Here is a 20,457-nt window from a genome sequence, read left to right as displayed (position 1 = left end):
CAGCCCCGATGTCGTGCAGGCGTCGTCAGGACGCCAGTCCAGTCGGTCCGGCCGAAACGGTCGGTAGGCCGGCTGGCTCCGTCGCTGAGCAGCGCTGCGGCTGTCGTCCTTGATCGGCCGGCTTCCTACGATCGCCTCGTCGCCGGCACGTGGGCGCGGCAGCGGCGACCCAGAACCTCCAGGCTTGTTGCGATCGGCGCGAAGGGCATGAAATCTGCCCGAGGGGCCGAACGTGTTCGTTCTCCCCGGGCAGGCGCGGGGTCGAGTCGGGCTGGCACACTCGCCGCATGACAAGTCCCACCGTCCGGGCCAGAGTCGAGTCGGGTGCCACGTACGACGACCCGGCCGAGGAACTGCTGCTGGATCTCGCCGAGCGGGTGCACTCGATGGGCGAGGAGTTCCTGGTTGTGAATCGCACTGGCGCCCCCGACGGGCAGACCTATATCCAGTGCGCCGAGGCCAGCGACGACGACGGGAGGTGGCGTCTGGTCGTCGAGTACCGGGAAGGCGGGCCGGACCGCCACTTCCGGGCGTACGTCGACGAACTGGACGTGCTCCAGTCGGTCATCACCGGTTGGGCGGCCGGCCGGTCCGACTGGCGCGGCGGCCTCGAATGGGAGCGGCTCACGTTCGATCAATGAGACGCCCCTCGAACCCGACACAAACGGACCTGGCCTCCGGGGTCGGCCGCGCGGTGCCGGCCACGGCTGGGTGGTTGTGCATCGACACGGTGCAACACAACGCGCGGCGGCTGCGGCAACACCGCGATCATCGCTATCCTGTCGCAGCAGCCGACCGGCTGACCTCCGTTGCCGAGAGCGAAGCCAGTTGAAGCAGTGCCCTGAAAGCGGCGGTTGACTCCCGGGAGACCCATGGTAAGCGACATGGAACTGCGGCATCTCCGCCGCTGTATCGAGCTGGCCGTCGAGGCTCTGGAAGTGGGCGACGAGCCGTTCGGCTCGGTGCTGGTCGACGCCGACGGGACCGCCCTCGCCGAGGACCGCAACCGGGTGGCGGGCGGCGACCGGACCCGCCACCCGGAGTTCGAGCTGGCCCGCTGGGCCGCGGCGAACATGTCCCCTGAACAACGAGCGCAGGCGACCGTCTTCACCTCCGGCGAGCACTGCCCCATGTGTGCTGCGGCGCACGGCTGGGTGGGTCTCGGCCGGATCGTGTACGTGGCTTCTTCCGAGCAGTTGGCGGGCTGGCTGACCGAGATGAACGTGCCCCCGCCACCCGTGCGGTCTCTGCCGATCCGGGACATCGCTCCCAACGTCGTGGTGGAAGGGCCCGTGCCTGACCTCGCCGCGCAGGTGCACGACCTGCACCGCCGCTACTACGGCGCACGCTGAGGCGCGTCTCCACCCGATGCCGCCGCAGCGGTCCGGGCGGCTTCACGCAGGCTCAACGACGGCTGAGGCTGCCCCAGACGTCGCCGTCCGGATCTCCGGCTGTTCGGACACCATGTGTGGCCGGTGTCCGTCGGACGGGACCACCCGCACCGGGGTCCCGCTGGGCCGACGTGGCCCCTTGCGGGCGGCCGGCACCTGACCATCGCTATGGTGTCGCGCATGCCAGGGCCAGCTCAGCCGGGTGAACCGGAGTTCGGACGGCCCAGCCGGCTGCGCATCCACCTTCTTGGCGGATTCCGGGTGGAGCGGGAGGGCGGCCTGCCGGTCGCCGGGCACTGGCGGCGCAGCAGCGCCCGGACCCTGATCAAGATCCTGGCCGTCACGCCCGGCAACCGCCTGCACCGGGACCAGGCGCTGGAGGCGATCTGGCCGGACGTGTCACGCGAGGCGGCCCTGCGTAACCTGCACGTGACCCTGCACAGTGCCCGGCACGCGCTGGAACCGGAACTACCTCCGCGGATTCCGTCGGCGTACGTGCACAGCGACGGCGAGTTGCTGAGCCTCGACCCGGCCTCGACGGTGGTCGACGCGGACGAGGCCACGAGGATGGCCGGTCTCGCCCTCGACACCGGGGATCGGGCGTCGCTCACCGCCGCGCTGGAGATGCTGGGCGGCGAACTGTTGCCCGAGGACCGGTACGCCACCTGGGCCGACGAGCGGCGGCGGCAGTGGGCGGCGCTGCGTGCCCGGGTGGTACCCGCCCTGGCCGGGGTACTGATGACGGCGGGGGAGCCGGACCTGGCCGTCGAGGTGCTGCGGGCCGAACTGGACCGGGTGCCCGATGCCGAGGAGCTGCATCTGTTGCTGGCTCGCGTGCTGCTGGACGCGGGGCGGCCGAGGCAGGCGGTGCGGCAGTACCACGTGGCGCGCGACGTGCTCGCGGAGGAACTGGGAGTCCCACCCGCCCCCGAGTTCCAGACGCTGCTGCGGGAAGCGCTGGACCTGCTGGCTGCTCCGCGTACCGTGCCGGCGGACAACACCGCGACGCTGCTGCCCTCGGCGATCCGCCGCCCGCACGACCAGCCGCTGATCGGCCGGACCCGCCCGCTGGCCCTGCTGGTGGAGCACGCCACGGCCGGTCGCGGGGCCGCTACCGAGCCGGGTGGGGTGCCGCTCGCGCTCGTGACCGGCGAGGCGGGTATCGGCAAGACCCGGCTGGTCGCGGAGGCCGCTCGGCAGGCCGCCGCGGTTGGCACGCAGGTGTTGTGGGGCACCTGCCACCCGGCGGAAGGACAGACCCCGTACGGGGTGTTCGCCGAGGCGCTCGACGGGTACCTCGCCACCTGCCCCGCGACCGAACGGGCAGCGGTGGCGGCCGAGCACCCAGGGCTGGCCGCTGTGCTGACCACCCTGGGGGATGCTCCCGGCAGCGCCGCCAGCCCGGAGGAGGAGCAGGCCCGGTTCTTCCGGGCGGTGGCGGCGCTGCTGACCGACCTGGCCGCCGCCCGACCGCTGCTGATCGTCCTCGACGACCTGCACGCCGCCGACCCGGCCTCGCTGCGTCTGTTGCACCACCTGCTGCGTACCATCCGGTTTCGGCGCTGGCGGCTCGTCGCGACCATCCGTGACGACGAGCTGCCCGCCTGCGACCCGCGGCGTTTGGTGTTGGACACCGCCGTGGAACAGGGGCTGGCCATGGAGGTGGCCCTGCTCCGGCTCAGCCTCGCCGACTGTGCGCGGCTCACCGGCGTCGCGCCGCAGCGTGCCCGGCGCATCTACGAGCTGTCCCGGGGCAACCCGCTGTTCGCTCTGGAACTCGCCACCGCTGGTGACATGCGAGGCGTACCCGACGGGGTGCGACGTCTCGTCCGCGGCCGGCTGACCCGCCTTTCCGGCGAGGCCAGGGCGGTGCTCGGGGCACTCGCGGTCGGCGGAGGCGGTGCGGTCTCTCTCGGTGAGCTGGAGGCGGTCGCGGTGGCCGGGCTCCACCCGCCGCTCGGCGGTCCGGCGGTGGCGGCGGCGCTGGACATCGCTGTCGCCGCCGGCCTGGTCGTGGAACGGGAGGTCACCACGGGGGGCCGGCCAGTGCTCGGGTACGCGTTCCGCCATCCTCTGGTGGAGTTGGCCTGCGCCGAGCAGCTCGGTGCCGCGAGCCGGCGCCACCTGCATCGCGCGTACGCCGACACGATTCTGGCGCGCCGCCCCGACGCCATCGAGGCGGTTGCCTTCCATCTCGGTCGGGCTGACGACCCGCGGGCCGTGCACTGGCTGCGGCGCGCCGCTGAACGCGCAGCCAGCCTCTTCGCCAACGACAGTGCCTGCGTCTACTACGCGGACCTGGTGGCCCGACTGGACGCCGCCGATTCGTTCGCCGCGGCCGCCGCCCGCCTGGACTGGGGGATCGTGCTGCGCCGCAGCGCCCGCTACCAGGAGGGGGAGCGGGTACTGCGCGCGGCCTTGCGGACGTTCCAGCAGTCGTCGGACGCCCGCAGTACGGTGCGGGTGGCGATCGTGCTGGCGGAGGTGCTCGGCCGGGTGTCCCGCCCGCAGGACGGCCTGGCCGAGTTGGACTCGGTCCGGCACCGGCTGGCGGAGGTGCCCGGTGGGGGCAACGTCACCGAACGCGTCGACCTGGAGCTGACCGTGGGGACGATGCACTTCGGCTGCGGGCAGTACGCGAAGGCCCTGACGGCCCTCACCCGCGCGGAACAGGCGGTCGTCGGGCTCGACGAGGCGGCGATCCTGCCTCGGCTCGCCCGGGTCGAGTCGATCCGCGCGGCGTGCCTGATGCTCACCGGGGAGCTCGAGCGGGCGTCCGACGTCTGCGCGGAGGCGCTGCGGCTGGCTGAACGCTGCGACGACCTGACGCTGCTGGCCGGGGCGCTTTCCACCATGGGCGAACTGGCCCGGGTCAACGGCCGGCTGGACGTGGCGCGGGACTGTGCCCGGCGGGCGGTGACCGCGGCCAGGCGGATGGGTGACCCGACGGTGCTCGCCATCGACCAGAGCAACCTGGCGGTGATCGAGCTGCACCTGGGTGAGCATCGGCGGGCGCACGCCCTGGCCCGGTCCGCGGTCCGGCTGGCCCGTTCGCTCGGCCACTCGTGGGCGCTACCACCCACCCTGGCGAACCTCACCGAGATCCTCCTGCGCACCGGCCGCACGGAGGAGGCGCGGGCGGCGCTGGCCGCCTGCCAGCGGGTGGCCCGGGACTCCGGCGATCTGCAGGTCCTCGACGGCATCCGCGCGCTGGCCGACGAGTTGGCCGCAGCGGACGCCGCGACCGCCGGCCCGGTCGGCGGCTGAGGCGCGGCCGAGCCCCGACGGGAGGCCGAGGGCTTGGCCTCGGGAAACGGCCGGGCGGGCCGGCGGACCCGGCGGCGTGGACCCGCCTGGCGGCGGTAAGGGCGTGGTAATTGCCGCCTCCTACCGTGCGACGAGCCAGACGCTTTCAACCCCGAGGAAACGCATGCAACCCGTTCATGCCGTCGTCGACGCCGGCGGTGAGTCCTGGCCACGAGTGCGGGACGTTCTCGAACGGCACTGCCATCGCCTGCCACCCGGCTGCGTGGTGGAACTGCTCACCGAGGACCCGACGGTCCCCGGCGAGGTGGGCGCATGGTGCGCGGCGGGCGGTGCGGTACTGCTCGCCACGGACGAGACCGGCGTTCCCGTGGTGCTCCGGATCCGAATCGGGGGATCGCAGCACAGGCAATGGAATCTGGAGGACTGATGAGACAACCCATCCGCTCACGATGGATCGCGGGGCTGGCGGGCCTGGCGATCCTCGGGCTGCCGGCGCTCCCCGCGTCCGCTGCGCCCGGTGCGACAGCCGGCACCACCACCGCCCCGGAGGGGGCTACGGCCACGACGATCACCCTGGTCACCGGGGACCGGGTAACGGTGACCACCGCCCCGGACGGCAGTCGGTCCTACGTCGCGGAACCCGCGCCCGGTTCGCCGCCCGGAACGTTCCTGGCCCGCACCGACGTGGACGGCGACACCTTCTTCTATCCCAGCGACGTGATCGGGCAGGTCGGCGGCCGGCTCGACCCGCAGCTGTTCAACGTCACGGGCCTGCTGCGTGACGGCTTCGACGACGCCCGCCGGGATACCCTCCCGCTGATCGTCAAGTCCGACCCGAAGGCGGCGGCCCGGGCGCGGAGCGCGGCCGACGGGTTGCTCTCCGCAGAACGCGAGCTGCCGTCGATCGGCGCCAGCGCGGCCATGCTGGACAAGGACGACGCCGACGAGCTCGGCGAGACGCTGGACAGCTTCAGCCGGATCTGGCTGGACGCCAAGGTCAGGGTGGACGCCCTCGACCGCAACCTGATCCAGATCAAGGCCCCCGAGGCATGGGCGACGGGGCGTAGCGGCAAGGGCGTCAAGGTCGCCGTGCTGGACACCGGCGTTGACCCGACCCACCCCGACCTGGCCGGCCGGATCAGCAGCTCCGCGGACTTCACCGGCAAGGGCAACGCCATCGACGGCCACAGCCACGGCACCCACGTCGCGGCGACCGTGGCGGGTAGCGGCGCGGGCGCGGTCGGCATCCGTTCCGGGGTCGCCCCGCAGGCCGACCTGATCGTCGGCAAGGTCCTCGACGACAACGGCGACGGTACCAACTCGATGATCATCTCCGGCATGGAATGGGCGGTCGGGCAGGGCGCCCGGGTCATCAACATGTCGCTGGGCAGTGGCCCCACCGACGGCACCGACCCGGTGTCCACCGCGCTGGAGCGGCTCACCGCCCAGTCCGGCGCGCTCTTCGTGGTCTCCGCCGGCAACGACGGTCCGCGCGTCGGCTCCGTCTCCGCCCCGTCGATCGCCCCCAGCGCCCTGTCGGTCGCCGCAGTCGACTACGCGGGCGGCACCGCCGTCTTCTCCAGCCGGGGACCGACGCGAGCTCCCGGCCTCATCAAGCCGGAGATCGCCGCACCGGGCGTGAACATCGTCGCCGCCCGTGCCGCCGGGACGAACAAGGGCACCCCTCAGCCCGACCCCAGGTACATGGCGATGAGCGGTACGTCGATGGCCGCCCCGCACGTCGCGGGCGCCGCGGCGCTGCTCGCCGAGGAACACCCGGACTGGAAGGCCGACCGGTTGAAGTCGGCGCTGATGGGGACCGCCGTGGCCCCGCCCGCCACGCAGTCGATCCACGAGGTGGGCGCCGGCCTGCTCGACGCCAACGCCGCGCTGTCGCAGCGCCTGCTCGCCTCCGAGGTGTCAGTCGCCTTCCCCGGCGCCGAGGGGACCACCACCCGTAAGGTCACCATCACCAACACCGGTACGGCGGAGACCACCGTCTCCCTCGCCGGCGTCCTCGGCCGCTCGGGGGCCGGCACCCCCGCCGGTCTCCTGGCTGTCAGCCCGAGCACCCTCACCCTGCCCGCCGGCGGCTCCGGCGAGGTCACGCTCACCGTCGACAGCACCGGCACGCCCACCGGCACCTACAGCGGTGCGCTCACCGCCACCCCGACCGACGGCAGCCAGGCGCTACGTGTGCCGCTGATGCTCGACCGGACCCGTACGGTGACCGTCTCCGCGCTCGACCGCGACGGCAGCCCGGCAGCGGCCCAGGTGACGCTGCTCAACACCCAGAGCGGCACCGCCATCACGGCGAACATCCCCGCGGACCCGGGCACCGCCGACATCCGGGTGCCCGACGGCCCGTACGTGGTGGTCGGCACCGTGGCCATGATGGTCGGGGGCAACCACGCCGCTGCGATCCTGACCCTGGACAACGCGACGGACTCCGACTCGATCGTCCTGGACGCCCGGGAAACCCGCCGCTGGACCGTCACCGTGGAGGGCTTCGACACCCGGCCCGAACTGGTCGCCGCCAACCTGCGCCGGACGACGCCGGACGGCAAGTACTGGACCGGCCACAGCGTCCTGATCGGTGGGGCGTACGGCCCGTTCAGCCGGGACACGCTCTGGATCAGCCCGACCAACGGCACCATGGGCGGCACCGTCGGCCGCTCGGAGCGCTGGCGGCTCGCCGACGCGAACAGCGACCACATGACCGGTGACAGCAAGTTCCTCTTCGACCTCACCTTCGCTGACGACGAGGTGCCCGCCGAGGCCTCGCACCGGCTCAGCCGGCGCGACGTCCGCGACCTGGCCAAGATCCGCACCACCTACAAGGGCTACAACGAGGACCACCGCTACCAGGAGGGCAGCACCGTCTACGGCCCTGGCCTGATCGCGCTCAACATCACCTCGCCGTCGTACCTGACCGTGCCCCGGGTCCGCACCGAGTACATCCAGGCGCGGGACACCCAGTGGATGCGGTTCACCTACCGCCGGAAGGACCGGGTGGAACTGCGTAACACGCCGGGACCGGTCACCACCTACCAGCCGCGCACCACCACCAGCGCCACCTGGTTCGCCGGTCCGCTGACGACCCGTGCCCAGGGCACCATCACCGGGGCCCGGCTGGAGCTCAGCATGAACGACGCTGTCGATACGACGGGCCGTACCGTCGACTACATCGACTTCAGCTACCCGCAGAAGTGGTCGTCCACCACCAGGCTCTACCGGAACGGGGCACTGGTCGTGGACGGGGGTGCCAAGATCGACAAGACGTTCGACAACGCCGGCCCCGCGTCCTACGTCCTGGAGCGGTCGTTCACCTCGGGCGGCGTCTTCCCGATGGGCGGCGAAGGCCAGACCCGGTGGACCTTCCGCACCGACGGGTCGTCCGGCACGGCCACCCCGGTCCGGCTGCTCAACACCCGCGTCACCGCCGACCTGGACCTGCACAACCGGGCCCGGCCGAACCGGAAGCTGACCCTCGAGGCCAGCATCACCGGTGCGTCGGACACGCTCCGCAAGGTGCGGGCCTGGGTGACCGCCGACGGTGGCGCCACCTGGACCGAGGTCGACGTGTCGCGCAGGGGCAAGGGCGAGTACGCCTTCGTCGCGCCGCGTACGGCGCTGGTCGCGGGCGGCTTCCTCGGCTTCCGCGTCACCGCCGAGGACGCCGGCGGCGCCTCGATCGACCAGTCGCTGCCCCGGGCCATCCCGGTCAAGGGCTGACGACCTGTGGGCCCCTTCCGCCGACCGGCGGGAGGGGCCCCACCACGCATGACGCCGTGGCGCACCGTACGCCCCTTGAGGTTTCGTCGCCACCGTGCGGCCCGGTAGTGGCAGTACTAGCGCGGAGTCGCGGCGGCGGAGACGGCGTTGGCGACGGCCACCCGAACCGGGTCCGGGTTCGCCCAGCTCCAGTTCGGGTGGGCGCGGTTTGTCAGGAGGACCAGGACCATCCGGCGGTCCGGGTGGACGACCAGGGAGGTGCCGGTGAAGCCGGTGTGCCCGAAGGTGCGGGGGCTGCTGAGTCGGCCCATGAACCAGGGCTGGTCGAGCACGACGCCGAGGCCGTGCGCGGCGGTGCGGTTGGGTCGTTCCGGGTCGACGGCGGGCAGGCCGGCGTTCACGTTGGTGAGCATCTGTCGGGTGATCTCTTCGGAGAGGATCCGGGTGCCGTTGTGGATGCCGCCGTTGAGCAGCAGCTGCCCGATGACGGCTACCTCGGCGGCGGTGCTGAAGATGCCGGCGTGGCCGGCGATTCCCCCCATGTGGTTGGCGACGTCGTCGTGTACCACGCCGCGGAGCAGCCCTCGGGAGGACCGCGCGTCGGTGGCGACGAGTCGGCTCGCCTGATCTGAGGCGCTGAGCCAGGTCTTGGGGTTGAATCCGGTGTCTTTCAGGCCGAGTGGCCCGGTCAACCCGGTCGTGAGGGCCTGGTCGAGCCGCTGCCCGGTGACCTTCTCGACCAGGAATGCGAGGACCATCAGGCCGACGCTGGAGTAGCGGAAGACCGTGCCGGGGATCGCGCCGCTGACCAGGGAAGTGGCGAGGACCGCCGACCGGCGGGCCGCGTCGTCGGGCAGGCCGGCGACTTTGGCTCCGACGGGTAGTCCGCTGGTGTGCGCCAGCAGCATGGCGACGGTGACCCTGGTCTTGCCCGTGCCCGTGAAGGCCGGCAGGTATGCGGCCACGGGCGCGTCGAGATCGAGCCGCCCCTTGTCGACCTGTTGCAGCGCGAGGATCGCGGTGTAGACCTTGGTGATCGAGGCCAGGTCGAAGATCGAGTCGGGCCGCATCGCGACCTGCTTCGACTCGGGCAGCAGCACCGGGCCCGCGCCGTAGCGCAGCGCCTTGCCGACCCGCGCCCGCGCCGTGGTGGTGCCGTTCACCTGACAGAGCGCGACCGCGCCCGCGTACGCCGGATGCTTGGGGTTGGCGCTGGTCGGAACGAGGTGGCGGTCGAGTTCGCGGAGCAGCCTGCGGTCGGCGGACGTCACAGGGGTGCCGGTGGTGGCTGACGTCGCGACCCTCGGAGCCGTATCCCGTCGCGCCGCCGGTCGCGGCGACGCGGCCGACGGGCTGGGGCCGGCGGTCGGGCCGGAAGTGGCCGAACGGACCACCTCGCGACAGCCGGCGAGGGCGGCGGCGGCTGCCGCGAGACCGGCGCCGAGCACGGTGCGGCGGTGCAGTGACATGCGCGGCATCATGGCAGTTCTCCGCGACCGGATCCATCCTGCCCGACCGGTCCGTCCCTTTGCCGGGCGGCGTGCCGCGGGCTGGCTGCGGTCAACTGCGACGGAACCAGGGGGTGGCGGTGGTGTCGTTCTTGTAGAAGCTGATCAGCGCCTGGGCGACCTTTTTCCGGCCGGAGGTGCTGGGGTGCACGCCGTCGCTCTGGTAGTCAGCGCAGGACCACTCCAGCCCGTCGCTGCGCCCCGGCACGCCGCCCACCACGTCGTCCGCGCCGAGCCCGTCCGCCCACAGATAAGGGCCCCAGGCCAGCCATGGAGCCGGGGCGCCGCTGCCGGCGTACGCCAGTCGAGGATCTCCGGCGATCTGGTCCTCGATCAGCCACTTGACGGCAAACGCCTGCTCGTAGGCGCCGGTACCGCGGGTCGCGGTGGAGTAGTCACCGTAGGTGCGGCTGGACAGGTGGACGATTCGCAGGTTCGGGTACTTGCTCCGGGCGATGGTGACGATGCTGCGTAGGGAGTCCCGTAGCTTCTGCGCCCCGCTGGGGAACGCGCCCAGCCCGTCCCCGGCGAACTGCTGCTTCAGCCAGACTGTCTGCACCTGGGCTGGGGTGACCCCGGCCTGCCTCAGCCGATCGTTGAGGATCTGCCAGGTGGTGCTGTTCGGGTCGGCCCAGTCGGTCGCAGCGCGCCCGCCCTGGGCTCCGTCGACCATCACCAACCGGGGGTTGATGGTGGTGTCACCTGCCGTCGCCTGCATGAACGCCTGGAACTCCTGGGTGGTGTTCGACATGCCGATCGAGGCGAACACGATCCGGCCGTTGGTCGGGTCGGCGGCGCCCGCCGCGTTGCGCGGGACGACCTGGGTGGCCGCCAGGGACCGCCCCGCCGAGTCGTGTGCGGCCGGGCGGACGTTGACGCCACCCGGGTAGAGCCCGCCCTGCGCACCGAGGTACGTACCGGTACGCAGGTCCGGCAACGGCGTGCGACCGGTGTGGGTGCGCGTGCAGTCGGATGCCTGGGCGGCGGTGGGTGGACCGGCAACCGCCAGTCCGGCCGCCAGTACCAGGATGCCCAGGGCCGCCGGCGCCGATCGGCCGCGTCGCCTGTCCTGCCACGAGATGAGTCTCATCCGCTCCTCCACGCTCCACAGTTAACGGCGACGGCGCTTCCGGCCTGCACAGTATATGGAGAATCGTCGATTGAGTAGTGGCGCGGTGGAGCGGACGGCCAGAACGCGGCTCAGCCTGTTCGTGGGTGAGAATGACGGCATGCCGAGCCGTCTTGCCGCCATCGCCATCGACGCCGTCCGGCCACAACTGATCGCCGACTTCTGGTGCTCGGTTCTCGGCTGGCAGGTTGTCGATGAGGATGGTGAGGTGATCACCATTGCGGCCTCCGACCGTTCCTGGCCGATGATCGACGTGGCGGCCGTGCCGGAGGGCAAGGTGATCAAGAACCGGTTGCATTTCGACCTGCGTGCCGACGGCGTGTCCACCGCGGAGGAGCTTGACCGGTTGCTCGCCCTCGGTGCGCGACGCGTCGACGTGGGACAGTCCTCCGACGTGAGCTGGGTCGTGCTCGCTGATCCTGAGGGCAACGAGTTCTGCCTGCTGTCACGTCCTGTCCAGGAGCTCTAGGACAGATACCCCAGGTCGGTCGGTGGCCCCCCCGGCGGAGGCTGAGCAGCCCGTCGTCGAGATCGACGGGCTGCTGTGGAAGACCTGTCCCGGGGCCGAGGCGACCGCGGCGGAGAGCCAAAAAATCTCGGACGGCGATGTCGAGAACCCGTGACTGGCTCCGTCCCCGGGCTGGCCGTGACCAGAATGGGTCGCACCAGCACCGAGGAGAAACACGATGGCCAAGTACTTGCTGCTCAAGCACTACCGCGGCGCTCCGGCTGCGGTCAACGACGTGCCCATGGAACAGTGGACGCCGGAGGAGATCTCGGCGCACGTGCAGTACATGCGCGACTTCGCGGCCCGGCTCGAGGGGACCGGCGAGTTCGTCGACGGTCAGGCGCTCGCCCCGGAGGGGACGTTCGTCCGGTACGACGGGGAGGGTCGCCCGCCGGTCACCGACGGCCCGTTCGCCGAGACCAAGGACCTCATCGCCGGGTGGATGGTGATCGACGTCGACAGTTACGAGCGCGCCATCGAGCTGGCTGGGGAGCTGTCGGCCGCGCCGGGGGCGGGCGGGAAGCCGATCCACGAGTGGCTCGAGGTACGTCCGTTCCTGGCCGAGCCGCCCACCATCACGGAGTGATCTGATGGACGAGGCCCTGCTCCGGAGCCTCACGCCGAGCGTGCTCGGGATCCTCGTCCGCCGCGGAGCCGACTTCGCGGCGGCCGAGGACGCCGTGCAGGACGCGCTGGTCGAGGCGGTCCGCGTCTGGCCGGCCGACCCGCCGCGGGACCCGAAGGGCTGGCTGGTCACCGTGGCCTGGCGCCGGTTCCTCGACGCGACCCGGGCGGACGCCGCCCGCCGCCGGCGTGAGGACCTCATCGACGAGGAGCCGGCGCCCGGGCCCGCGCCCGCGGTCGACGACACGCTCCAGCTCTACTTCCTGTGCGCCCACCCGTCACTGACGCCGTCGTCCGCGGTCGCCCTCACGCTGCGCGCCGTCGGCGGGCTGACCACCCGCCAGATCGCCCAGGCCTACCTGGTGCCCGAGGCGACCATGGCGCAACGCATCAGCCGGGCCAAGCGCACCGTCTCCGGCGTGCGGTTCAACCAGCCCGGCGACGTCGCCACCGTGCTGCGCGTGCTCTACCTGGTCTTCAACGAGGGCTACTCCGGCGACGTGGACCTCGCCGCCGAGGCCATCCGGCTCACCCGGCAGCTCGCGACCGCGATCGACCACCCCGAGGTGGCGGGGCTGCTCGCCCTCATGCTGCTGCACCACGCCCGGCGCGCCACCCGGACCGCGCCCGACGGCAGCCTGATGCCACTGGCCGACCAGGACCGCGGCCGGTGGGACACCGCGTCGATCGCCGAGGGCGTCGAGATCCTACAGGCCGCACTCGCCCGTGACCGGCTGGGCGAGTTCCAGGCCCAGGCCGCCATCGCGGCACTGCACGCTGACGCACGCACCGCCGAGGAGACGGACTGGGTGCAGATCGTCGAGTGGTACGACGAACTCGCGCGCCTGACCGACAGCCCGGTCGTCCGGCTCAACCGCGCCGTGGCCGTCGGCGAGGCCGACGGAGCGCGCGCCGGGCTGGCGGCGCTCGCGGCGCTGGACGACTCGCTGCCGCGCCACGCCGCGGTGGCGGCGTACCTCCACGAGCGCGACGGCGACCTGGCCACGGCGGCACGGCTGTACGCCGAGGCGGCCCACAAGGCCCCCAACCTCGCCGAGCGAGACCACCTGACGCGTCAGGCCGCGCGGCTCAACGCCCGCCGGAGTCGCTGACGGGTCGCGCTCGGATCCTGCCCGCGCCGGTGAGCCGGCGGTAGCGGCGTAGTCGTCCCTCTCCTCCCGGTCCGGCTCGACCAGTCCCTCGTCGGTGCGCCGGGCGAGTGCGCCGGGCCGCAGCGCCAGCCTCCCGCCGGACAGCGCGGCGACGTCGCTGATGACGCCGTAGCCATCGTCGGTGACGGGCCGGAACCGCACCGCGTCGTAGCGCACCTGGCCGGCGGCCGGGAATGCCGTTACGCGGTGTCAAGAGATCGGGCGGGCCGGGCCACGGCTACTGGTCAAGCGATGGCGGTCAGCCGAGTGGGACGGGCAGCCTGGCGCGGAACAGTCCTTGTTCGAGCCGCGGGACACGGACGGATTTTATCTGCTGGGAGGACTGCCGCCGGCGTGGTGTCCACGCCGGCGGCCGCCTCGGTCGCCGGAAGGGTGGTGCTGTCCGGCAGTTGGTCGGTATCAGACCGTACGGTCAGGAGAGGGTGATGCGTACCTCGATCCGGCCGTCGTGCGGCACCCGCAGCGTGTGCACCCGGCGCCGGGCGTCGTGCAGGTAGGTCCGGGACGTGCTGGTCACGGTGGCCGGCCGTACGCTGTCCCAACTGACCGTGACGACGGTGCCGCCGCGACGGATGGTCAGGCCGTCGGTGCGGGCAGCCGCGTCGGCGCCGTAGGCGACCGGGGTGCCGTCGGCGAACGTCACGACGTCCCGCGGTTGCAGCACCAGTGGGATCTGCTCGGTCGCCGTCGAGGTGACCCGCACCGAGCGAATCACGCTGTCCCGGGTGACGGTCAGCTCGGTGGTGATCCGCGAGTCCGGCAGACGGTAGCGCACCCGCACCGGCGCGTCGCCGGGGGAGAGGAACTTCCCGTTCCACTCCCGGTCACCGACCTGGTATTCGGCGACCAGGTTGCTCCGGCCGTCCGGGTTGCCGTTGGGCAGCAGCGTCGACCAGCAGCCGGTGTCGCTCTGCTGGGCGTGCACGATGGTGCCGGCCGCCGGGTGCCAGAGGAAGCCCGGTCCGCTGCGGACCGTGCTGGTCGGCCGGGTGCCGAAGAACGCTCCGAAATAGAGCCCCGGCCGCCTGACGTAGAGGTAGTCCTGCTTGACCGCGGTGTCCCGGCGCACCTGGGCGAACTCCGGCTGCCGAAGGTAGGGCAGCGCCGCGATGGCTCGCTCCTTCTCGGCGTTGCTCGGCAGCGTCTCCTCGTACGGTGCGTGCGCGATGATCCGGGGCGAGGTGTCCTGCTTGGCCGGCCCGGGGGCGGGACCCGGCTGGGCGGCCCAGGCGGCGCGGGCGGCGGCCCGGTCCTCCCTGGACGTGAGGAACGCGCCGAGTTGTGGCAGGTCGGGGACGAAGGCCGAGTTGAGGTTGGTGCGGTCCGGGTCGGGGATCACGTTGTCGTAGTAGGCGACGCTGGTCCGGGCGGACATGGCGTAGTAGGTGAGCCAGCCCGAGCCGTCCGGCTCGCGGAGCAGGTTGTGGCCGAACCACTCGGTGAACCGGCGGGCCATCCCCAGCACGGCCCGGTTGCCGGTGAGCAGGTAGATCTCCGCCAGCTCCGGCAGCATCACCTCGAAGTTGTAGTTGATGTCCATGCCGGTCGGGTCGTAGAAGAAGCCGGCGGGGCTCTGTCCGTGCTCGGCCAGGAAGTCGATCCGCTCGGTGAGCCGGGCGGCCAGCGTGGCGTCCGGTTGGAGCCGCAGCGCCAGGGTCGCGCCGGCGAGGCCACCGGCGACCTGGTTGGTCCACTGGACCGGGGTACGCCAGATGCCGTTGGCCGGATTCAGCAGCCAGCCCATCCCGGCGTGCAGGGCCCGTTCGATCTCTGTCCGCCGCTGCGGCAGCGCACCCGACTGTCGCAGGTTGGCCAGGGTCTTGGCCAGGTAACCGAGGCCGAAGCCGGTGGCGGGCAGCGAGTGCTCGTTGCGGCTGTACTCCGGCCAGGATCCGTCGTCGTGCTGGAGCCCGAGGTAGTGCCCGAGCGCCGCGTCGAGCCGCCCGGCCAGCGCCGCGTTCCCGGCGTACGGATTCCACGGCCGCTGGTTGGCGTGGAACCAGCTCAACGTGTAGACGTGCTCCTGCACCCTGGCGTTGTACGGCGCGTTCGGGGAGCGCCACCAGCCGCCGCCCATGAACCCGTGGTTGGTCGTGTCGTCGATGTCGTTGGTCATCCCCGGAAGGATCGCCAGGTAGCCGGCGAACCGCTGTTCCAGCGGGGCGAACAGGGCCCGGTCCGGTGCTCCGGGCGGCAGTGGGGCCAGCAGCGGCAGGCCCGACGCGGTGGTCGCCGACGTCCCAGCGGTCTCCGACGTCTCGGCGAGCGCCCGGATCGGTACGGCGAGCAGCGCTGCTCCGCCTGCTGCGGCGGCCAGCAACGCTCGGCGTCTGAACCTGGTCGGGGTCGGGTCGTTGGCCATGATGGTCCTCCTGTCGGGACGGGCAGGCGGGTCGGAGCGGAATCGGCGACTCGGACGAGGCACGGGAGACTGGCCGGCGGTCGCGGCGAGGGCGGCGTCGGGGCATGGCCAACCCGACACCGATAGTGACGAAGGGCGCGGTAGGTGTCAGGCTGATCCGAGTGCTGAGTGTGGTCCCGGGCGATCCGTCGAGTCAAGAAGCTAATACGGATTAGTAGCGCACTTCCCGGTCGTCTAGTCAGGCGACGGGGCTCTTGACCCGGCCGCTCGCCGCAGCCAAGGATGGCATCCGGCCGTTCACCCGCCCGTCCATACTGGACACCAGTCATCACTCAGCGTGACCATGGCTGGTTCGGGTCGGCCGACGCGACCAGAGGAAATGGGGTACGCCATGCCGTTGACCGACCTGCCGTTGGCCGAACTCGCCGGATACCGGCCGGTGCGCCGCGAGCCCGCCGATTTCGACGAGTTCTGGGCCGACACCCTGGCCGAGGCGGCCCGGCGCGGTCTGGACGCCACCTTCGAGCCGGTCGACTCGCCGCTGCGCGTGATCACCGTCCACGACGTGACGTTCAGTGGCTTCGGCGGCGACCGGGTCAAGGCGTGGCTCGCCGTCCCGACCGGTGCCGAAAAGCCGCTGCCGTGCGTGGTGGAGTTTCCCGGTTACGGCGGCGGCCGGGGCCTGCCGCACGAGAACCTGCTCTACGCCGCCGCGGGCTATGCCCACCTGTTCATGGACGTACGGGGCCAGGGCAGCGGGTGGAGTGCCGGAGCGACCCCCGACCACGAGCCGGCCGGCGGCAACCCGCAGCATCCCGGCTTTGTCACCCGGGGCGTGCTCGACCCCCGAACCCTCTACTACCGGCGGGTGGTCACCGACGCGGTGCGTGCCGTACAGGCGGCCCGGGCGCATCCGCTGGTCGATCCGGACCAGGTGGTGGCCACCGGAATCAGCCAGGGTGGCGGGCTGTCGCTGGCGGTCGCGGCCCTCGACCCCCGGCTGCGCGCGGTCGCGCCCGACGTGCCCTTCCTCTGTGACTTCCGGCGTGGCGCCGAGCGGGCCACCGCCGGCCCCTACCAGGAGATCGTCAACTACCTGAAGGTCCACCGGGGCAACGTGGAGCGGGTCTTCGACACGTTGAGCTATGTCGACGGGGTCAACTTCGCCATCCGGGGGCGCTGCCCGGCACTGTTCAGCGTGGCGTTGATGGACGCCAGCTGCCCGCCGTCGACGGTGTTCGGCGCCTACCACCACTATGCCGGCCCGCGCCGGATCGAGGTGTACCCGTTCAACGGACACGAAGGCGGTGAGTCGGTGCAGGACGAGGTCCGGTTGCGGTTCTTCGCCGAGGTGCTGGCCGCTGGAGGAAACCGGGGTGGCGGGGAGAACGGGGCGGCGGAGAGTAGCTCGGCGTGAGCCCTCGGATAGCTGATGGCATTAGCCAGGGATGTTCCGCTGGCGGGGGATCTTACCCGAACCCTCGGGTCGGTGGCGGCGAGGCGGGGCCCGCACCCTCCGTAGTGCCAGCGCGTCGGGAGGGCTGCCCAGCGCCAGGGTGGGGTGTTGTCCACGGAGGGGGGCGCGACCGGCCGTCGTGGCGGCCTCGGTGAGCGCGCTGGCGCTCGCCCGGCCCGCGCCGGATTACCTCGGTTGCCCGGTCCGGCCGGCCGCGCCGCTGGGACGATCCGTAGGTGAGGGCGGAACCGCGCGAGTGCGTACCGGAGCGGCCGGTGGGGCGGCGCCGGGTGGACTGGCGGCAGTGGGCGCCGCTGACCCTGCTCACCCTGGCCGTGCTGGCCGGCGCCGGGTTGTGGCTCGCCGGGCTGCCGGAGGCGGCCCAACTGGTCTGGGCGGCGGTGACCCTGGTGGCACTGCTGCCGGCCACCTGGTCGACGCTGCGGCAGGTGTGGCGCCGGCAGTTCGGGGTGGACGTGATCGCCGTCCTGGCGCTGGTCGGCACGCTGCTGGTCCGCGAGTACCTGGCCGGCGCGGTGATCGCCGTGATGGTCGCCACCGGGCAGGCGCTGGAGGACTACGCGCAGCGCCGGGCCAGCCGTGACCTGCGCGCGCTGCTGGAACGGGCACCCCGGCAGGCGCGGCGACGCACCCCGGACGGCGGGATCGAGGTTGTGCCCCTGGACCAGGTGGCGGTGGGAGATCGGCTCGTCGTCGGCCCCGGCGACGTGGTGCCGGTGGACGGGACCGTCGAGGAGGCCGCGACCCTGGACGAGTCGACGGTCACCGGCGAATCGCAGCTGGTCACCCGCTCCGCCGGTGAGCAGGTCGTCAGCGGTGTGGTCAACGCCGGCGCCGGGTTCGGGCTGCGGGCCGGCAAGAGCGCGGCAGAGAGCACGTACGCGGGCATCGTCCGGCTCGCGGAGGAGGCCACCGCGCACAAGGCCCCGATGGTTCGGCTCGCCGACCGGTACGCCGCCGCGTTCGTGCCGTTCACCCTGCTGCTGGCGGGGCTCGCCTGGCTGCTCAGCGGCCAGTTCCTGCGGGCGGTGGCGGTGCTGGTGGTGGCCACCCCCTGCCCGCTGCTGCTGGCCACCCCCATCGCGATCGTCTCCGGGCTGTCCCGGGTGGCCCGGCGCGGCGTACTGGTCCGCGACGGCGGGTCGCTGGAGCTGCTGGGCCGGGCCCGCACCCTGCTGATGGACAAGACCGGCACGCTCACCACCGGCCGCCCCCGTGCCGCCGAGACGGTGGTCGCCCCCGGCGGCGACCGGGACGAGGTGCTGCGGCTTGCCGCCTCCGTCGAGCAGCTCTCCCCGCACGTGCTTGCCGCCGCCCTGGTCCGGCAGGCCCGCGAGCAGGGGCTGCCGCTGGCCGAGCCGGCCGACGTCACCGAGGAACCGGGGCGCGGGGTCACCGGCCGGGTGGACGGCCGCCTGGTCCGAGTCGGCCAGCTCACCGGTGAACCACCCGAGTGGGCGCGCCGGGTACACGAGCGCGCCGAAATGGCCGGCCGCTCCACCGTCTGGGTCAGCGACGACCGCGTCCCGCTCGGCGCGATCCTGCTGGAGGATCCGGTACGTCCCGACGCCCGGCGTACCGTGCGGCGGCTCCGGGAGGCCGGCCTCCGCCGGTTGATCATGGTCACCGGCGACCGGTCGGAGACCGCTCGACAAGTGGCGCAGGCCGTCGGCGTGGACGACGTGATCGCCCAGTGCTCGCCGCAGGAGAAAGTGGCCCGGGTCCGGGAGGAGTCCGGCCGGACGATCACGGTGATGGTCGGCGACGGCGTCAACGACGCCCCGGCCCTGGCTGCGGCGCACGTGGGGGTGGCAATGGGCGCCACCGGGGCGACGGCGTCCGCCGACGTCGCCGACGCGGTGCTCACCGTGGACCGGCTGGACCGGCTCGCCGACGCCGTCGACATCGCCCGGTACGCGCGCCGCATCGCGGTGCAGAGCGCCACCGTCGGGATGGGCCTGGCCGTCGTCGCGATGATCATCGCTGCGGCCGGCGGGCTGCCCCCGGTCGCCGGCGCGTTCCTCCAGGAGGGCATCGACGTGCTGGTGATCCTCAACGCGCTGCGCGCCCTCGGGGGCGGCCTGCGCCGCCGCGACGTCCCGCCGGAAACCCGGAAACTGCTCGACCGGTACGCCGGCGAGCACGGCGGGGTGCGGGACGTGCTGACCCGGCTGCGCGACACCGCCGACCTGGTGGCGACCCGCCCCGACGCGCCGGAGTGCGTGCCGGCGTTGCGCGACGTGCACCGCCGCCTGGTCGACGAGGTGCTGCCGCACGAGGCGGCCGAGGAACGCCACCTCTACCCGGCGTTGGCGGGCCCGCTCGGCAGCGCCGACGCGACCTCGACGATGAGCCGCGCACACGTGGAGATCCACCGGCTTATGAACCGGATCGGCGGCCACCTGGCCCAACACCCGGACGGCCGGCTGCGCCGCGAGGAGGTGCCCGACCTGCTGGCCGCCCTGTACGGCCTGGACGCCGTGCTCCGGCTGCACCTGGCCCAGGAAGAGGAGGACTACTTCTCCCTCAACCCGACCTATGCGCCAGAAGGTTAGGGGTTCGAGTCCTTCGGGGAGCGCAGACGCCGTCGCAGCCGATGCTGACCCCGACCGGGCTGGGATCGCCGAATCGGAGCGGCTCAGGCTCGGCACGGTGAAGTGGGTGAACGCCCCGCAGGCCGGTCAGCGGTGGGTGATCCAGGGTCGCTGCTGGTCGACCGGTGTGGCCGCTGCGGTGACGCGGATCGCGTAGACCGTGCCGGCCGCGGATGGTTGGCGGCCGAGCCACGTGTGGCCGGTCAGGTGGCACCAGGCGGGTAGGTCGATGGGCGCGACGGGGTCGGTGGCGATGACGTGCACGACGGTGCCCGGCGGGACGCCGTCGATTTCCTTCCGCAGGCGGAGCAGGAGGGTGACGCAGAGAAGGCCACTGCCGTCGACGGTGCGGACGGCAGGGTCGGTGGGCGGGTTCATCGGATCCTCGTGGTGGCGGTGATGGTGGGCAGCATGGTGAGGGACACGAGGCCGCCGACGAGCGCCAGGACCGGAGAACCGGCGGCGGAGACGACCAGGCCGGAGGAAAGGCCGCCGGTGGCGCCGGCGACAGCGATGGACACGTCCATCATGCCCTGGGTCCTGGCCCGGTTGGCCAGGGGCACCGCGTCGGTGACCATCTGCGGTGCCGGCGATCAGGCCGAGTTCCAGCCCGATCCGAGTAGGGCTGTGGCGATGGCGAGCAGGCCGCCCAGGGCGGCAAGGCCGTCAGGACCGTAATCGGCGCGCCGC

Annotated in this window: 16 protein-coding genes; 11 read left to right on the top strand and 5 right to left on the bottom strand. The window is 72.5% G+C overall.

The window, feature by feature from the left end:
• Nucleotides 1–287: 287 nt before the first annotated feature.
• The 5 genes from ACGF5G_RS16515 (at nucleotide 288) to ACGF5G_RS16495 (ending at nucleotide 8,393) form a co-directional block, all read left to right on the top strand.
• The gene (locus ACGF5G_RS16515) at nucleotides 288–641 is read left to right on the top strand and encodes a hypothetical protein (RefSeq protein ID WP_393263466.1); all 354 of its coding nucleotides are present in this window, start codon (nucleotides 288–290) and stop codon (nucleotides 639–641) included.
• Between the two features lie 243 nt (nucleotides 642–884).
• Nucleotides 885–1,352, top strand: a complete 468-nt coding sequence (locus ACGF5G_RS16510) for a nucleoside deaminase (RefSeq protein ID WP_393263465.1) — start codon at nucleotides 885–887, stop codon at nucleotides 1,350–1,352.
• A gap of 219 nt (nucleotides 1,353–1,571) precedes the next feature.
• Nucleotides 1,572–4,658 (top strand): ATP-binding protein, encoded by a 3,087-nt coding sequence (locus ACGF5G_RS16505; protein WP_393263463.1) that lies wholly within the window; start codon nucleotides 1,572–1,574, stop codon nucleotides 4,656–4,658.
• 163 nt (nucleotides 4,659–4,821) lie between these two features.
• Nucleotides 4,822–5,085, top strand: a complete 264-nt coding sequence (locus tag ACGF5G_RS16500; RefSeq protein WP_393263461.1) for a sulfurtransferase TusA family protein — start codon at nucleotides 4,822–4,824, stop codon at nucleotides 5,083–5,085.
• Nucleotides 5,085–8,393, top strand: a complete 3,309-nt coding sequence (locus ACGF5G_RS16495) for a S8 family serine peptidase (protein ID WP_393263459.1) — start codon at nucleotides 5,085–5,087, stop codon at nucleotides 8,391–8,393. Before ACGF5G_RS16500 ends, ACGF5G_RS16495 begins: the two co-directional genes overlap by 1 nt.
• Before the next feature lie 116 nt (nucleotides 8,394–8,509).
• Here ACGF5G_RS16495 and ACGF5G_RS16490 read toward each other — a convergent pair whose 3' ends face one another.
• Both ACGF5G_RS16490 and ACGF5G_RS16485 read right to left on the bottom strand, forming a co-directional pair.
• The gene (locus tag ACGF5G_RS16490; RefSeq protein WP_393263457.1) at nucleotides 8,510–9,664 is read right to left on the bottom strand and encodes a serine hydrolase domain-containing protein; all 1,155 of its coding nucleotides are present in this window, start codon (nucleotides 9,662–9,664) and stop codon (nucleotides 8,510–8,512) included.
• A 289-nt stretch (nucleotides 9,665–9,953) separates the two neighbouring features.
• Nucleotides 9,954–10,991 carry a hypothetical protein gene (locus tag ACGF5G_RS16485; RefSeq protein WP_393263455.1) on the bottom strand — a complete coding sequence of 346 codons (1,038 nt, stop codon included), beginning with the start codon at nucleotides 10,989–10,991 and terminating at the stop codon, nucleotides 9,954–9,956.
• A gap of 85 nt (nucleotides 10,992–11,076) precedes the next feature.
• Between ACGF5G_RS16485 and ACGF5G_RS16480 the strand changes: the two genes are divergently transcribed.
• From ACGF5G_RS16480 to ACGF5G_RS16465, 4 genes are all read left to right on the top strand, one after another.
• Nucleotides 11,077–11,499, top strand: coding sequence for a VOC family protein (locus tag ACGF5G_RS16480; RefSeq protein ID WP_393263453.1), 423 nt, complete (start codon nucleotides 11,077–11,079; stop codon nucleotides 11,497–11,499).
• A gap of 22 nt (nucleotides 11,500–11,521) precedes the next feature.
• The gene (locus tag ACGF5G_RS16475) at nucleotides 11,522–11,653 is read left to right on the top strand and encodes a hypothetical protein (RefSeq protein ID WP_393263451.1); all 132 of its coding nucleotides are present in this window, start codon (nucleotides 11,522–11,524) and stop codon (nucleotides 11,651–11,653) included.
• A gap of 63 nt (nucleotides 11,654–11,716) precedes the next feature.
• Nucleotides 11,717–12,124: a YciI family protein gene (locus ACGF5G_RS16470; protein ID WP_393263449.1), complete on the top strand. Its 408-nt coding sequence runs from the start codon at nucleotides 11,717–11,719 to the stop codon at nucleotides 12,122–12,124.
• A 4-nt stretch (nucleotides 12,125–12,128) separates the two neighbouring features.
• Entirely contained in the window at nucleotides 12,129–13,274 is a 1,146-nt protein-coding gene (locus ACGF5G_RS16465; protein WP_393263447.1) for an RNA polymerase sigma factor, read from the top strand.
• Between the two features lie 472 nt (nucleotides 13,275–13,746).
• On the opposite strand, the gene ACGF5G_RS16460 is transcribed toward ACGF5G_RS16465, so the two are convergent.
• Complete coding sequence (locus ACGF5G_RS16460; RefSeq protein ID WP_393263445.1) at nucleotides 13,747–15,696, bottom strand: hypothetical protein; 1,950 nt, start codon at nucleotides 15,694–15,696, stop codon at nucleotides 13,747–13,749.
• Between the two features lie 391 nt (nucleotides 15,697–16,087).
• Between ACGF5G_RS16460 and ACGF5G_RS16455 the strand changes: the two genes are divergently transcribed.
• The gene (locus ACGF5G_RS16455; RefSeq protein ID WP_393263443.1) at nucleotides 16,088–17,113 is read left to right on the top strand and encodes an acetylxylan esterase; all 1,026 of its coding nucleotides are present in this window, start codon (nucleotides 16,088–16,090) and stop codon (nucleotides 17,111–17,113) included.
• A 275-nt stretch (nucleotides 17,114–17,388) separates the two neighbouring features.
• Nucleotides 17,389–19,728, top strand: coding sequence for a heavy metal translocating P-type ATPase (locus ACGF5G_RS16450; RefSeq protein WP_393263441.1), 2,340 nt, complete (start codon nucleotides 17,389–17,391; stop codon nucleotides 19,726–19,728).
• A gap of 126 nt (nucleotides 19,729–19,854) precedes the next feature.
• Here ACGF5G_RS16450 and ACGF5G_RS16445 read toward each other — a convergent pair whose 3' ends face one another.
• On the bottom strand, nucleotides 19,855–20,145 hold the full coding sequence (locus ACGF5G_RS16445) for a sulfurtransferase TusA family protein (protein WP_393263439.1): 291 nt from the start codon (nucleotides 20,143–20,145) through the stop codon (nucleotides 19,855–19,857).
• Complete coding sequence (locus ACGF5G_RS16440; protein ID WP_393263438.1) at nucleotides 20,142–20,345, bottom strand: hypothetical protein; 204 nt, start codon at nucleotides 20,343–20,345, stop codon at nucleotides 20,142–20,144. Before ACGF5G_RS16440 ends, ACGF5G_RS16445 begins: the two co-directional genes overlap by 4 nt.
• Between the last annotated feature and the right edge of the window lie 112 nt (nucleotides 20,346–20,457).

It is taken from the genome of Micromonospora sp. NPDC047730 (genome assembly GCF_043204765.1).
GTDB lineage: Bacteria > Actinomycetota > Actinomycetes > Mycobacteriales > Micromonosporaceae > Micromonospora.
This window is presented reverse-complemented; position numbering and strand designations above follow the sequence as displayed.